The sequence below is a fragment of the Gemmatimonadota bacterium genome (assembly GCA_009838645.1).
In the GTDB taxonomy this organism is placed as follows: domain Bacteria; phylum JAAXHH01; class JAAXHH01; order JAAXHH01; family JAAXHH01; genus JAAXHH01.
In genome coordinates this window covers 62,197-76,384 of sequence record VXRC01000001.1, presented here as the reverse complement: position 1 = coordinate 76,384, position 14,188 = coordinate 62,197, and the positions used below count along the sequence as shown (strand labels likewise).

General features: G+C 58.4%; 14 protein-coding genes. All 14 read right to left on the bottom strand.

Annotation, left to right across the window (positions count from 1 at the left end):
* Positions 1-14: 14 nt before the first annotated feature.
* The 14 genes from F4Y38_00380 to F4Y38_00315 all read right to left on the bottom strand — a co-directional run bounded on the left by F4Y38_00380 (position 15) and on the right by F4Y38_00315 (position 14,166).
* Positions 15-347, bottom strand: a complete 333-nt coding sequence (locus F4Y38_00380; protein ID MXY47730.1) for a hypothetical protein — start codon at positions 345-347, stop codon at positions 15-17.
* Positions 348-472: 125 nt separating this feature from the next.
* A complete protein-coding gene (locus tag F4Y38_00375; protein ID MXY47729.1) occupies positions 473-649 on the bottom strand; it encodes an alpha/beta fold hydrolase in 177 nt (58 codons plus the stop codon).
* 109 nt (positions 650-758) lie between these two features.
* Complete coding sequence (locus tag F4Y38_00370) at positions 759-1,850, bottom strand: ankyrin repeat domain-containing protein (GenBank protein ID MXY47728.1); 1,092 nt, start codon at positions 1,848-1,850, stop codon at positions 759-761.
* Between the two features lie 105 nt (positions 1,851-1,955).
* Complete coding sequence (locus F4Y38_00365) at positions 1,956-4,361, bottom strand: FtsX-like permease family protein (GenBank protein MXY47727.1); 2,406 nt, start codon at positions 4,359-4,361, stop codon at positions 1,956-1,958.
* Between the two features lie 42 nt (positions 4,362-4,403).
* The gene (locus F4Y38_00360) at positions 4,404-5,243 is read right to left on the bottom strand and encodes a phytanoyl-CoA dioxygenase family protein (protein MXY47726.1); all 840 of its coding nucleotides are present in this window, start codon (positions 5,241-5,243) and stop codon (positions 4,404-4,406) included.
* A gap of 213 nt (positions 5,244-5,456) precedes the next feature.
* A complete protein-coding gene (locus tag F4Y38_00355) occupies positions 5,457-6,284 on the bottom strand; it encodes a hypothetical protein (protein ID MXY47725.1) in 828 nt (275 codons plus the stop codon).
* Between the two features lie 25 nt (positions 6,285-6,309).
* On the bottom strand, positions 6,310-7,203 hold the full coding sequence (locus tag F4Y38_00350) for a tetratricopeptide repeat protein (GenBank protein MXY47724.1): 894 nt from the start codon (positions 7,201-7,203) through the stop codon (positions 6,310-6,312).
* Complete coding sequence (locus tag F4Y38_00345; GenBank protein ID MXY47723.1) at positions 7,200-8,054, bottom strand: carbon-nitrogen hydrolase family protein; 855 nt, start codon at positions 8,052-8,054, stop codon at positions 7,200-7,202. The genes F4Y38_00350 and F4Y38_00345 overlap by 4 nt, the downstream gene beginning before the upstream one ends.
* A gap of 106 nt (positions 8,055-8,160) precedes the next feature.
* The gene (locus F4Y38_00340; GenBank protein ID MXY47722.1) at positions 8,161-9,000 is read right to left on the bottom strand and encodes a hypothetical protein; all 840 of its coding nucleotides are present in this window, start codon (positions 8,998-9,000) and stop codon (positions 8,161-8,163) included.
* Positions 9,001-9,103: 103 nt separating this feature from the next.
* On the bottom strand, positions 9,104-10,651 hold the full coding sequence (locus F4Y38_00335) for a hypothetical protein (protein MXY47721.1): 1,548 nt from the start codon (positions 10,649-10,651) through the stop codon (positions 9,104-9,106).
* Between the two features lie 130 nt (positions 10,652-10,781).
* The gene (locus F4Y38_00330) at positions 10,782-12,020 is read right to left on the bottom strand and encodes a hypothetical protein (GenBank protein ID MXY47720.1); all 1,239 of its coding nucleotides are present in this window, start codon (positions 12,018-12,020) and stop codon (positions 10,782-10,784) included.
* Entirely contained in the window at positions 12,017-12,865 is an 849-nt protein-coding gene (locus F4Y38_00325) for an alpha/beta hydrolase (GenBank protein MXY47719.1), read from the bottom strand. Before F4Y38_00325 ends, F4Y38_00330 begins: the two co-directional genes overlap by 4 nt.
* A 94-nt stretch (positions 12,866-12,959) precedes the next feature.
* Positions 12,960-13,433, bottom strand: coding sequence for an HIT family protein (locus F4Y38_00320; protein ID MXY47718.1), 474 nt, complete (start codon positions 13,431-13,433; stop codon positions 12,960-12,962).
* A complete protein-coding gene (locus tag F4Y38_00315; protein MXY47717.1) occupies positions 13,405-14,166 on the bottom strand; it encodes a hypothetical protein in 762 nt (253 codons plus the stop codon). Before F4Y38_00315 ends, F4Y38_00320 begins: the two co-directional genes overlap by 29 nt.
* Positions 14,167-14,188: the final 22 nt, after the last annotated feature.

The window sequence follows — 14,188 nt, the reverse complement described above, 5'->3', positions numbered from 1 at the left end:
CTCCGAAATGGTGCCTACTTATTCACCCGATCTTTCAGTTTACCCAGCCAGGCAAGTACTACAATTACCACCGGCCATAACATCGTATTGAGTAAGTCGTGTACACTTGCCGTCAGGGCGGCCGTGCGAATGTTACCCTGGTGGGTGTAATCATCTCGAAGATCGAGCAACTCCATCAAGGATGCGACAATTTCCACAGGAATCAGACACCAAGCATCAAATGAGCCTTTTCTCCACAGGACCACGCCCGCAAAAAACACGAGCAATCCTATATGAATGTGGACCGCGTCCTTTGAAATCTCCAGGATGGACAGGATTACCAGCTTCAAGTTCTGGTATTCGGACATTTCCCAGTCGATCTCCTACCGCTCAATCACCCCTGTCTCAGCGCGTTGACCGGATTCCTGCGCGACGCCCCGACCGCAAAGGTCAAGTGCCCTACCAACAGCAACAAACCATAGGCACGGACGTGTTATGTGCTGCGGGCAAATTTCTTTACGAATCCCCTTAAGATATCCTTGAGCTTGTCCTCTTGCCCAAGCACGTGCTCGGGATGTCGCATCGAATAGGCCAGTACTAAATCGGCTCCAAATGAATGACCAATCATAATCCAGCGACCTATCTGGTAGTGTTCGCGAACAGCGTGCAAGTCCTCTCAGTCATCTTCCGCCCCGACCAAATGCCTATTGTACATAAAGTCTCGCCAGTGGCGCTGGGGAGGGCCGCAGCCCTTTCCCCGTTTACCCCTCCGGCCACACTCATGCATTCAGTTGCCTGCAGTCCAGCCGTGCCACCTGCAGCGGCGTTTTCCCTGTTTTTGTTTCCAGCTTCGTGTCCGCACCCAGCTCGATGAGCACTTCCGCCGCTTCCAGCCGGCCTTCGTAGGCAGCGCGGTGGAGGGGAGTGCGGCCCTTTTTATCCTGTGCATTCAAGCTGGCTCCGTGCTCCGCAAGCAGGCGGATCGGCTCGGTCTGACCCCTCTCAGCGGCCAGGTGAAGGGGAGTTCGTTTCGTGACGGTCTCGGCGTCGACCTCGGCTCCGTTCCTCAGCAACCATTTCACACACCCGGCTGAACCCGCGCGTGCCGCCCAGTGCAGGGGCGTCATCTTCGCCTCCCCTCTCTGCATTAACGCCGTGGCATCCTCCCCAACCAGTTCGCGCACACGCTCGAGGTCGTTCAACCCGCATGCCGAGAAGATATCGTAGAACGCCCCATGCTCGAGGAGAGCACGGACTGTGTCCGCCACCATCGAGTTCCAGCGCTCGGTCCCGCGGCGTGCCGCCGCCTCCTGCAAGGGCGTGTTTCCTCGCTCCCCGTTCCCGGAGAACGGCACTTCCGGGTCGGCGCCGTACTCGAGCGCAAACTCGGTGTACTCGACAGGTCTGCCGACCGCCCAGAACAGCAGCGAGGTGTTCGCCGGCCATCCCACGTGAGACGTGCTGATGACGGAGGCGTCGGTGACACCGGCCTCGAATACCGTGCGCAAGGTGTTAAAGTTTCCGTGGTAGAACGCCTTGGTTACCGGCTCGTGCTGGTGTTTTCTGTCAAGTCCGGTCTCGCAGTCGTAGAATCGGTTAATCCCGCGATCCAGCAGGAAGCGGACCGCCTCGAGCGTGCCGTGGTAGGAGGCCGCCATCGAGAGCGCGACCGAACCAACCGTTTCGAGAAGCGAGGGGCTTTCCTTGAGCAGGGCTTTCATTCGGGGGACGTCGCAACTGGCATGGCTCAGGTCCGTGGCGTCGTGCGCCGTGGCTCTCAGGAATAGATTTTCGAGCGAGGTCAACTTCCTGCCCTCTCTCATTTCGAAAGCCCGCGTCATCTTTTCCAACAGGTATTCAGTGTCGTTCATTGGAGGTGAGCCTTTTGCGTGTATTTACATCCCTTGAGTTTGTAAGGTGCCGCCATGCTCAGAACCAATGTCACCTCTCCGGCGGTCTGTGACAATTCGGTGTAATCACCCCTGCCTCAGCGCGTTGACCGGGTTCCTGCGCGACGCCTTGACCGCGTGGACTCCGATCGTCAGCCAGGCGATGACGAGGGCCACGAAACCCGCGGCCAGGAACCAGGTGAAATCCAGGGCCGCAGCGTAGGCGTAGTTCTGCCGCCAGTTGACCATGACGAAGTAGGCCAGCGGCCAGGCGATCAGGTTCGCCAGGATCACGTACTTCATGAAATCCTTCGACAGGAGAACCACGATGCCCGATACCGATGACCCGACGACTTTGCGAATCCCGATCTCACGGGTGCGTTGCTGGATCGAGAACGAGGCGAGACCCAGGAGACCCAGGCAGGCCACGAAGATCGCGAGAAACGCGAAGACGGCGAAGATCTCGCCGAGCTGGTGGTCGGTCCGGTACAGTGCGTCGAAATCCTCGTCCAGGAACGTATAGTCGAGCGGAAACCGGGGATCCACGTCTCTCCACACTTCCTCGATGCGCCCGATGGTTTCGGGGATATTATCAGGCGCGATCCTGATTAAGACGAAGATGTGATAGGTGCTGGTCATGATCGCCGCGGGCTCGATCTCTTCGTGTATCGTCCGCAAGTGGAAATCTCGAACCACACCAATTACGCGCCCTGGAACCACCCCTTCAAAGGACAGCCGCTCGAACTGCCTGCCGAGCGCGTCAATGGGCGCTCCCCATCCCAGATTCCGGACGGCCGTCTCGTTCAGCAGGACTCCACCGGTCGTATCCGTGCCCCAGTCAGGCGAAAAGTTCCGGCCGGCAACCACATCGATATCCATGACATCCAGGAAGTTCTCGTCCACGTGCAACGTGGCCATCATCAGGTGGTCCTCGGGCGGCATTCCATCGGGCCGGACCTCCATGATCGGCAACACCCTCATGCCCGGTACGCCGGTAGTCGTAGCGACACCGACTACACCCGGCATTCCGGACAGGCGCTGCTTCAGCACGGGGGTATTGGGTACCTGGTGGGAGCCAGTGATGGGGACGACCATGACGTGCTCTTTGTCGAAACCCAGCCGCTTGGTCTGGATGAATTCGAGTTGATCATGGATGACGGCCGTGCTGACCAGCAGGAAGATGGACATGGAGAACTGTATCACCACCAGTACCTGCCGCATCCCAAGGCCTTTCTTTCCCGTTTCCGGGTTGCCTTTCATGACCACGGCGGGAAGGAATCCAGAAAGGTACGCCGCCGGATAGCTGCCCGCGGCCAGTCCGATCACTGCCGTACCCAGGGCCAGCGCGGCCAGCACGATCCAGTCGGTAAGCGGCAGCGCGAGCTGCTTCCCGGCGATCTCGTTTACGCCCGGCAGGGCGAGTTTAACCAGTATGACCGCCACGATCGCGGCGAGAACCGCCATAAGGACCGATTCTCCCAGGAACTGCCTGATTAACTGCAACCGATTGGCGCCCATCACCTTTCTCACGCCCACCTCCCTGGCACGCATCTTGGAACGTGCCGTGGCCAGGTTGATGAAATTGATGCATGCGATGATCAGGATCAGGAAAGTGATGATCAGGAAGAGGGCCACGTACCGGATATCGCCGTTGGGTTCGTGTTCACTCTCCCTGTTAGAATAGAGGTGGATGTCCACGAGGGGCTGAAGCGAGGGCCGCAGGCTGATGCCGGATTCCCGGTACTGGTCGCCCGCGTGACGCTCCAGGAAGGCCGGCAGCTTCGCTTCGAAATCACTCGGTGATACGTTCTCACGTAGCCGGATGTAGGTATACAGGTTCCGGTGAAACTCCCAGTCGCCCAGGTCCCAGGACCCGATCACGTTCATCGTGGTGTAGGATACGAACATGTCCGGCCGCATATGGGAGTTGGTCGGGATGTTCTTCATGACGCCCGTCACCATGAAGTCCCAGCGATTGTCGAGATTGACGACTTTCCCCACGGGATCTTCGGTGCCGAAGTACTTGAACGCCAGATCTTCCGAAATCACCATTGAGTACGGCTCATCCAGCGCGGTACCCGGGTCGCCCAGGACCAGTGGCATGCTGAACATTTCAAACAGCTCGGGTTCCGCCCAGATGACCTTGCGTTCGTAGTAGATGGTGTTTCCGAGGTCGACCAGCCACGCGGATCCGGTGCCGCGCATGCGGACGAGGAGTTCGATCTCCGGGAAGTCTCGCTTCAGGGCGGGTCCCCAGGCGGTAGGCGTACCGGCCGTCTGAACGGTCTGGCCCCCGCTCTCGATATCGTCGACGATCCGGTATACGCGATCGGCGTGAGGATGATACCGGTCGTAGCCGAATTCATCCTGGATGTACAGGAGGATCAGGATGCAGGTGGCCATGCCGATGGCGAGCCCAGAGATGTTGATGAGCGAGTAGGCGGGATGCCTGCGGAGGTTGCGCAGGGCCACGCTGAGGTAATTGCGGAGCACTTTAGCCTCTTCCGATCTGATGGTGTTGCGATCGTCGTCGTTCTATTTGCCCTGGCCGGCCGGTCCGTTTTGCCCGTCCCGTCCGTCCAGTCTGCGGACCCGCTCCGTAATAACGATTCTCGGCCTGTCGCCGCGGTTGGAAGATGCGGTATGGATGATCCAGGGATGCATGAAGATCACGTCACCGGGATCGCCGGTGAATTCGACGGCCTGCACGGGAATGCCGGAGACGTCGACGGGATTCACAAGGTATCGGTCTTCGCGGTTTACACCCGAATCGCGGTCTCCGTCCAGGTCGCGGGACCAAAGATCCCGCAGACTCGGTGCAGCCCGCTTGACCGCATTGGTGATGTGTTTGGACCGGCCCTCGCCAATCAGCTCCGGCTGCCGGGCAAGGTGCCGGACAAGCCGATGAGAACCGGCGAGGGCGATCGTCGCGCCGCCCTGGGCGGCCAGTGGTTCCAGTATGGCGAAAACTTGTACGCCGGGGTTTTGCTCTGACTCAGCGTCTACGGCCTTCTGCAGGTCCATGTGCCATGAATGGTTGGGCAGAAACCACGGGCCCGCAACGGGGAAGGTAAGCAGAAGCGCTCCCCACGGGCTTGGTTTCTCCCAGTGGCCGGGTTCGAGGAATTCGTCTATAGCTTCTTGAACGGCCGAGCCGCAGGTTGGTTCGAAGGCACCGGAACGCATCAGCCTGTTGAAACCCTTGGGTCTTGCTTCCGGCCAGGTCTCCGGGTCATCGCGCGGAATCCCGCACCGTTGCTCCAGGTCGTCCCAGACGCGGTCGAGCACGGAATGGACGTCCGTTTCCGGAATGAGGCGCGGTACGCGAACCCAGCCGTGCTCATCGAATTCGGATTTCTGCGCAGCGGTCAACATAGTTGGCCAAATGTTACATTCGGAACTACGGTTTGTTAGGTCGGCTTACTTGCTATAATCACAGACCAGTTCAAACCATATGGGAGAACACTTATCACTCGAGACCCGAGCACTTAATCATTGTATTCGATTTATCAAGAATGGCTGTGTTTTTGAAGTAATCTCCAGTGAAGTCTCGGTCGCTATTTATCGTAAACTTGTGTATCTCAATAGTCAGACAACATTCCAACGCGCTTTGTAGATGTGTTCTCCCGGAAATGGAAGATCGGAATCAGGATTCAATGTGCGGATTGTCTCTGACCACCATTCGCCCGGATCCGCTCGGACGTAGACCAGTTGATCAGTGTCAGGATGTATCGATATGCTCTTGACGTCTTTTTCGTTCGCAAGCCTGGGTAGAGGACTGAAGATCATTCGGTCCCGGTCAAACAACCAGCAATGTTTCTCCGTACTGACCGCCAGGAAAGCTGTGTCGCCAACCGGAATCAAATCGTGACCCGAAACATCCGGGAGGTTAATCGCCTTGACCGTTGCAAGAGACGGATTAGAGGTGTACCAGTTCTCTAGATGGTACATCCAAAGTTTAGTATCGGATAGCGCCCAGAGAACTTGGCGAGTCTCATCCCAAACTACACCATGCCCCCATGACAGTTCTTCACTTAATAGCTCCCTATCCGGGGTACCAAGATCGTAAACAATAAGTCTGTCACCACCGGGAGCGTGAGAGGCGGCAACAGCTATCCTGTGCCCAGGAAGCAAGTCGGCGGAGTGAGCATTTGGTACGCTCGCATAGAAAACAACCGAGCTTGTTTCGCGTTCGATGAGCGCGGCCCCGCCGCCGGATGACGTGATCAGTATACGTTTGCCACCATCAATGGGTTTGCACTCATCGGTGGTACCAAACCGCGTCCTCAAATAACCGGGCAATTCGTTACGGTCGGTTGCTTTCCAACTCCAGACCTTTCGCTGGGTCCCGTCCTTCGTTTGACCGATTTCCAGGACAAATACTTCATCCCAGCCACAGACAATAAGTTCACTCATATCTTCGCCGGTTGAAATGTATAGATTACTGTTCCGAACCCAACCGTTTGAGTCGGTCCATCCGTTCGGGTTCGTTTTCCACCAGCCAACCGTCTTTCGACAGTTCCTGATAGGCGCGGCCGAAATGGGGCCGTGCTTCATCCGGCCGCCCCAGCGCAAACAGGCACTCGGCGATTTCCTCGAAGACGTAGCCGTCCGACGTGCCGGCCGCTTCGTGTTCCTCGAGCAGACACTGGTGTATGGCCAGCGCTTCTTCGGTACGCCCGAGTGAGCGCTTCGCACGCCCCACGGTCCATTTTGCGATCCGCGTCGCTTGAGGATTGTCCCGCTCGGTACACCAGGCAAGCCCCTTTTCGAAGAGTTCCAGTGCCTTTTCGTACTCGCCCGCGTCGTGGTACGTCCACCCGGTGTTGTTGTAGAGGGCGCCGAGCCAGCCCCTTGCACGCGGACCGTCAGATGCTTCCGCGGCCTCCATCGCCTTGTTATTCCACATAAGGGATGCATCTGCCGGCTCGCAGATCCCCAGCATGTGGGCTGCGTCCACGGCGTGATTGTCCTCGCCGGCCTTTCTCGCCAGTTCCCAGGCCTCCTTGAAGAGTGGTCGTGCGGAATCTGTGTCGCCGGCCGAGTTGAAGATGCGGCCGCGTTCGAGGAGAAGGCGGATTCGGGCGGTCTGTGTTACACCGTTAGAAGGGTTGTCAATATTGACAATCAATGTTTTAGCGTCATTGAGGATGCGGTGGGCTTCGTCGAACTGCCGTCGAAGGCTGTGGGTCCGCGCGATCTGCGAGAGAAGTTGGGCGTGGTAGTCGTGGTCACCGGCTCTCTCGGCGATGGGTAGCAGACCTCGGAAGGCCTTCTCGGTTTTCGCCGGATCGTTGTAGTCCCAGAGTTTGTCGAAGTCGGGGAGGTCGCTCAATTGGACAGGTCCACCGTTTGTAGTTCGAAGGCGTGTTTCTTGGCCACCGGGATCACGACAACTGCACCGTCTACACGATTGATCTCGAACAGACGCATGTCTTCTTCCGTCCAGGCCGCCTGGTCCAGGACCCGTCCCGATGCGTCGCAGGCAACCGAGCCACCCAGCGTGCGTCCTTTTCTCAGCGAATCTTGGACTGAAGTTTCGCTGGCATAGGAAACATAATTGGATTGGATCACGGGGACATTGAAGACACTCGCGATTTCACGGGCAAATTCAACATTTCGGTCACGGATGACGTTACCTGCTTCATTTATATCGCTCATGAATACGCTGGACCACAGGATGATATCGCTTTCTTCCAAACCCTTACCCCGAATGTAATCGAGGTTGTTTACCTCTGCACAAAAAACCGAGCCGATCTCAATACCCAGAACAGGCACTGGTAGACGATCCCGAGGTTCAACGAATCCCATGCGATTTCTGTCCCCTACAGGCAAATGGGATCTCGCACCAGCAAGAAAGGCTTCTTTGCCAGGCTGGAGTAGCATTATGGCGTTTAGTTGGCCACTGCTGTAACGGTGTGGAGCACCTACCAGGACACTGATACCTGCGGCATCGACTACCTTGCCAAGTTCGTCCAGTGCTTCATCGACCGGCGCATGCCAATCGGGTTTAGCGGTTTTAGCGTATAGCTCGATGAAGTGTACATCATAGCCTGTCAGCATCATTTCGGGGAAAACCACAACGTCTGCGCCGGAGTCAGTGGCCCGATGGATCCATTTGGTGATGGCCGCCACATTATCAGGAATAGAATCCGACATGTGGGGCTGAACCGTGCAAAGTTTCATGGTTGGTGTCCCTGCCGTCCTGATGCTCTAATTGCCGAATCTACCAATCGACAAGAATCTTCCCATCCGTTCTTCATTCAGCGCCCGGGGTTACTCAAATCCAATGTCAGCCTGATCGTCTGTCAGCCCGGTCGGCGCCGTTCCCTGCCAATTTCACGGCAATGTTACCATTGTCCCGTACGATGTCGATCATCAACATGTCTTCCTTCGTCCGGGATGCCTGATCCAGGACCCGTCCTTCAGCGTCGCAGACCACGGAACCTCCGATTACGTAACCCCAGGATTCCGCTTGTTCGGATGATTCCTGGGTCGCATGTGAGATGTAATTGGCCTGTATCACTGGAATTCCGTAATACCGGGCAATCTTTCGCGCCCCTACTATTGAGTTATCCGTGGTGATTTCATTTTGTTTGTTCTTTTCGCTGTTGATCGAACCACTTGGCCACAATATGACGTCACTTTTTCCCAGTCCTTTACCCTTGGTGATTTCAAGGGAAAAGGCCTCGTGGCAGAATACGGAACCTAAAGCGATGTCCTGGATTTCTACAGGAGTACGGTCCTCTGCTTCCGCGAATCCCCACATCGTCTTGAAATTCTCTTCAATTTGCGTCCTGCCGCCTGCCAGAATCGGGGCTGCTCCTGACTGAAGCAGCACAAGCGCGTTCAGGTAGCCGTCACCGATCCGATATGGCGAACCAACCAATACGCTTGTCCCAGTCTCGCGTGCAATCTCGCCTAATGCTCGTAAGGCTTCTTCGACCTGTGCGTACCACCCGGGCATCTTGAATAGACTGTGCAGATGCTGGTCATAGCCTGTCAGCATCATTTCGGGGAAAACGACAACGTCTGCGCCGGATCCGGCGGCCCGATGGATCCATTTGGTGATGGCCGCCACATTATCAGAAATAGAATCCGACATATGGGGCTGCACTGTGCACAACTTCATGGTTGTCGCCCGATCCTGTTCTGAGGAAATTCAGTGATCCGGTCGTCTGTCGTTCCCTGACGGGCTGGCATCCCCTGATCAGGCATTCACGCCTGCCCGCCCATCACATCTGCCCGCCCACGGGCACGAGGGGCTCATCGTACTCCACGATCAATTCGACCTGGTGCAGCACGCGGTCGCCGCCCATTCCGGTGAATCGCTTGTCCAGCACGACCTCGACTTCGTTTTTCCCTTCGCGAACCAGATCGCGGGGCAGATCGAAAGTGAACCAGAAGTGGGTCAGGATGCGTTCCGGAAGTCCGCTTCTCGCGGCCGTGTAGGAGACGATGCCGCCGTAATGGTGCGAGCTGTCGGACGGCGTGATCGTCTCGCCGTTGAACCGGAAGGAGATCTCGTCCTCCGGGCAGCAGTGCCCGATGCGAACGCCCAATGTCACGCCTTTGAGTTCGCCGTCGTCCCGGGCATCGGCCAGCCTGTCCCCCACCCGGAACGGCACACGGGCGGGCACGCCTTCTGCGAGATCCACAGGGAGATCTCGCTCGGGGGCGTGCGGTTCCGCGTTGGGTTCCCGTTGCGCCGGGAAATAGTGCTTCTTCTTCCTGAGATGGATATCCGGATCGGCCATCTCGCGAAAGACCTGGTATTCGCGTTCGGTATGCGGCCAGGGCAGGTCCGACAGGTACAGACCGTCCGCTCCCATGGCGCGATAGTTGGCGGCCGCGGCCCGGTACATCTCGATGGGCGGCAAATGATGCCGGTCGTCGTAGGGCGATCGTCCCAGCATGGGGTAGACCGGCGTCTTCGGTCCGGCGGCCGCTTCGACCACCCAACCAATGGGCATCTCCTGGTCGAAGAGGAAGCTCTCGGTCCAGGGTATGACGATGTCCAGGAGGCCTTCCTCGAGCCAGGTGCGCACGTCCATGCCCAGTGCGAGGTTCGCTTCCTCGGTAGCGCGCACCCTGGCGGCCAGGCACAGAGATTCCCCGCGCGTATCGCCCAGGCGATCGAGCAGTTGCCTGATCTTCCGCATGAATCCCGTAAGCACGGGTGCTCTATCCCGCGCCTCCGACGGCTTGAAGAACACGCCGACGTAGGGATCGAACTCCAGCCCGTCCATACCGTACCGTCCGCATACCTCTTCGATGACGCCGAGCCGCTCGGTACGCACCTCATCGCGGGTGTAGTCCGCGCAACCGGCCGCCCGGGGGTAATCGGGATGACTCTCGCCGATCATGACCTCCGGATGCTCCCGCTTGAGGCGGCCCAGCATGTAGGGGTTGTCATCATCCGGCGAAGTGGGCTCGGTCATCCGCATGCTGCCCAGGATGCGCCGCCCCTTCTCGTGGGCCCGCTCCACCGCCACGGCGAGGGGATCGATACCCGCCTCGAGCGCCAGGTTCAGGTTCTTCGTCGCCCGCCACCACATCATGCTCATGTTGTGTTCTTCGACGCCTTCTCCCCACTTCAGCCCGGCCTGAGTACCGTGGAGAAAGGTCTCGCCGGAACCCAGGCCGTAGACCAGTGTATCCACGTCGGTACCCAGGATCTCGTCCACGGGTTGCCGCCATTGGTGCAGGCTCATCGGAGGCTCGTAGCGATAGATGCTGTAGTGACGGGCGTCGTTGTAGTGGATCAGCTTCGGTTTATGCATGTTTATTCGCTCTGGTCGAACGCCTCCCGGATTTTATGATCTGTAGGGGCCAGGTCTTCTGTGAATCTATTGTACAATTGTACAATATCAAAGTCCGCACGCGATCCGTGTCCGTTTGCGCGCGGCCCCTTCACTTCTCGAGCACGACGCCTTCCCGTTCGATTCTTGCGAACATCTCCCGGTACGCATCGGTGCCGTCATCGTCCCAGTATTCGGTGGTAATGGGCGCGTCGTAGCTCATGGGGACCATGCCGCGCCGCCGGTCGGGCCGCACCATGAAAATGGAATCCTCCGGGTCGGCGATGTTGTACATCCGGGCGCCGTTATCGTACCGAGACCGGATGATCCACCTATCCTGGCGCGGCAGTTCGAGTCGCTTGAGGCGTTCCAGTTCGTCGCGGTCGAGTGTGACCCCGAGCCCGGGCGTCTCAGGTACCCGCACGAATCCGTTGACGGGCTCGAACCGTTCCGTGACCACGTCGCTTTTCCAGGTCTCCGTCGCACTGATGAAGTGGAAGTTCGCCGACGGGAAGACCGCTGTCATGTGGGCCGTCATGGCCCGGGTGATATTCCCGCCCACGTTCTGAAGCATGAAGGGACTGTCGTCCGCGGCGAACAGACCCGCCCGCCGCACCGCCTCGCCGATCGGCTGATGCCCCAGCATGTACGCGTCCGCGGGTTTCATCAGCACTTCGTAGGTCGCCCCCATGGGGAAATGGTGCAGCACAACAGGCAACCTGGTACGCTTGCGCAACTCGATGTAGCCCTGGATGTCCCCCGGAGGCAGGGGGTCTTCGAAGCAGCCGGCCACCGAAAACCGCTCCAGCTTGTCCAGGAGTTCGGGCATGTGGTCGTCGGTGCCGTGCATGGTGAAGTCGTAATGGATCCTGAACCCTTCCGGCGCCGCGGCCTGCATCGCCTCGGTCTGGTCCATCACGTTCTCGAAGGGCGAGAGATGGTACTTCATCCAGGTGTAGCCGCGCGCCGAGTACTCGCGCACCGCTTCGGCCATGCGGTCCGGGTGTGTCGACACGGTCCAGCTTCCCACCGGCACCCAGGACCGGACCTTCTGTCCGAACAACTGGTAGACCGGCACGCCCACGGCCTTGCCCATCAGGTCGTACATCGCCGTGCCCAGCGCCAGGGAGGTTTCGTCACCGACCCATTCGAAGGGGTTCGTTCCGATATACCGGTCGACCACTTCCTCCGGCTCGGCGTCGTGCCCTTCGCCCAATCCGATGAGCCCGTCGTCCGTATGCGCGACGTAGACCGTCCGCTTCGCCGGCCCGTAGAAATGGCTGAGCTGGTAAGCGATCCAGTCCTCGTATTCGGGGGTGATCTCGTGTGCCTCGATCTCGGTGACCTTCATGGGTTGTTCCTGTTCTTCTGATAAAACGCGATGAGTTCCTTCCGAACCGCGCTGCACCGGTGTACGACGCCGTGCGATTCATCAGGATACATGCTGAATTCGGCTCCGGGGATTTTCTCAGCGAGATCCCTTCCCCATGATACAGGCACTTCCCGGTCATTGGAACCGTGGACTACGCGTGTCGGAACGGATATACGAGCACATGTGTCCGTCAGGTCCCGGTCAAGATACGCGTCGATGGCCCGAAGCTGGGTTTCATACCAATGCACGAGGTCCTTCCGGGTGCACTGCTTCAGTGTCTGTGCGATGCGATCCTCGTATGCTGCAAGGACGCCCCGCTCCTTCATCTCCTCCCGCTCCCACAGCACGTCCAGCGAAAGCTCGACGCCTGGCGGCCGGTTGTCCCAGGCAGCTTCCGCTCCCCGTTTGTCGAGGATTTCAAGCTGCTCTTTGACTATCCGGGTTATCGGGTCTTCGTCCGGCCAGAGATTCGCGGCGGTCCCAGCCAGCACGAGGGTCCGGGTCCTTTCCGGGTAGATCGCTGCGAAAAGGATCGCGATGGGTCCCCCCGCGGACGAGCCAATCACATGCGTTTTATCCACTTCGAGGTGGTCCAGCAACTCGGCCAGGTCTCTTGCCTGGTGCTCAAGGTCATAACCCGACTCCGTACGGGCAGACCGCCAGCAGCCCCGGCGATCGTACGCGATGAATCGTGAAGCCGTCGCGAAGTCGGTCTCCCAGGTCCACGCACCAATCGACGGTGCGCGAAGATGCATGTCCATAGAAGGGAATCCGCCGTGTATGAAGACGACGGCCTCTCCCTCTCCTTGAACTTCGTAGAACATACTGTAGCCGTTCAAGCAAGCGTACGGCAATGTATCTACCTTGTGTATACTCTCTGATTCCGCGAAAACGGGTGAAGATCGGATGCTGATTCTGTTACGCTGTTTCTTTCTGGAGCGCGCTTTTCAAGGGTCCCGCAATGTCCTTCAGCGACTGCAACGAGTATTCCCGGCGCGCACGGTCGGCGAGATTTTTGGGATAGACCACGAGATGTCCATCGTCCGTGTATCTGGGGAATATGTGCCAGTGGACATGAGGTATTTCCTGAAATGCCGCGGGACCATTGGACTGCCAGATCGACAACCCGTCGGGGGCGTAAACCCGGCGAACCGCCCGGGCGACCTTACAGACTGCACTGGCAAGAGCGGCAGCCGCGTGTTCGTCAAGATCATAGATCTGTTCGAAGTGGTTTTTAGGGACGACCAGGACGTGCCCTTCGTTGCTTTGGCGAAGATCGAGGAACGCCAGGGCAGAATCATCTTCGTATACGGCCGCGGAATCCAGTTCGCCACTGATAATGCGACAAAAGACGCAGTCGTCGTCATGTACCATCGTGTACCTCTCCCGCATTGCTCCGCTCGGAGTTGCTCCGCTTGGCGCGTCCAGCCTGCCGCGCTTCCGCCTTCAAGATACTTCGCCTTTTCTTATCCTCCGCCTTTTGTCTTTTCTTCGCTGCCTTCAGTTCCCGCTCCTCAACGGCCGATGCATGCCGCTCCCGACTCTTCCGCACCTTGTCCAGCCATTCCTGCCGGGTGGAAAGGATCTCGGGACTGCTTCTGCTCCCATAACTCAGTTGGTTCAGAAAGTCGATGACTTCGCTGGTCTTCCCGGCGATGAGATCGCGTGCTCCCGGCCCGGTCAGACCCCCTTCGAGTTCCCAGTGATATCGGTGGATCAGTGTATCTATGAGGATCAGTTTCTCCTGAGGTGATCTCGCGACCCTGTACTTCTCCACGTATTCCTCCAGGAAGGCGGTCATGCCGGAGGCAATCAGGTGTTTGCCCTGAAACGATTTCTGGTATTCGGCCCAGACCAACTCCCAGTTACAGGCTTGGCAGCGCAGCAGAAACGCCGGGTCGAAGTCGTGCGGGATTTCGCGCCGGCAGAACGGGCAACTCGCGAGGCCGCTGTTTGCTTTCCTGGCACGGAAGATATGCTCGATTCTCACCAGCAGGCCGATGCCCACATCGTCGATCAGTACTTCGTCACAGATCCCGAGGGCCTCCTTCTTGTATAACTCGGCGATCTTGTGGCGGGGAATCCGGCCTGGCCAGGTTGGTCTGTCGTGTCGTACTTGGGTCATGGGTAAGTCCAGTAAAGGGCAT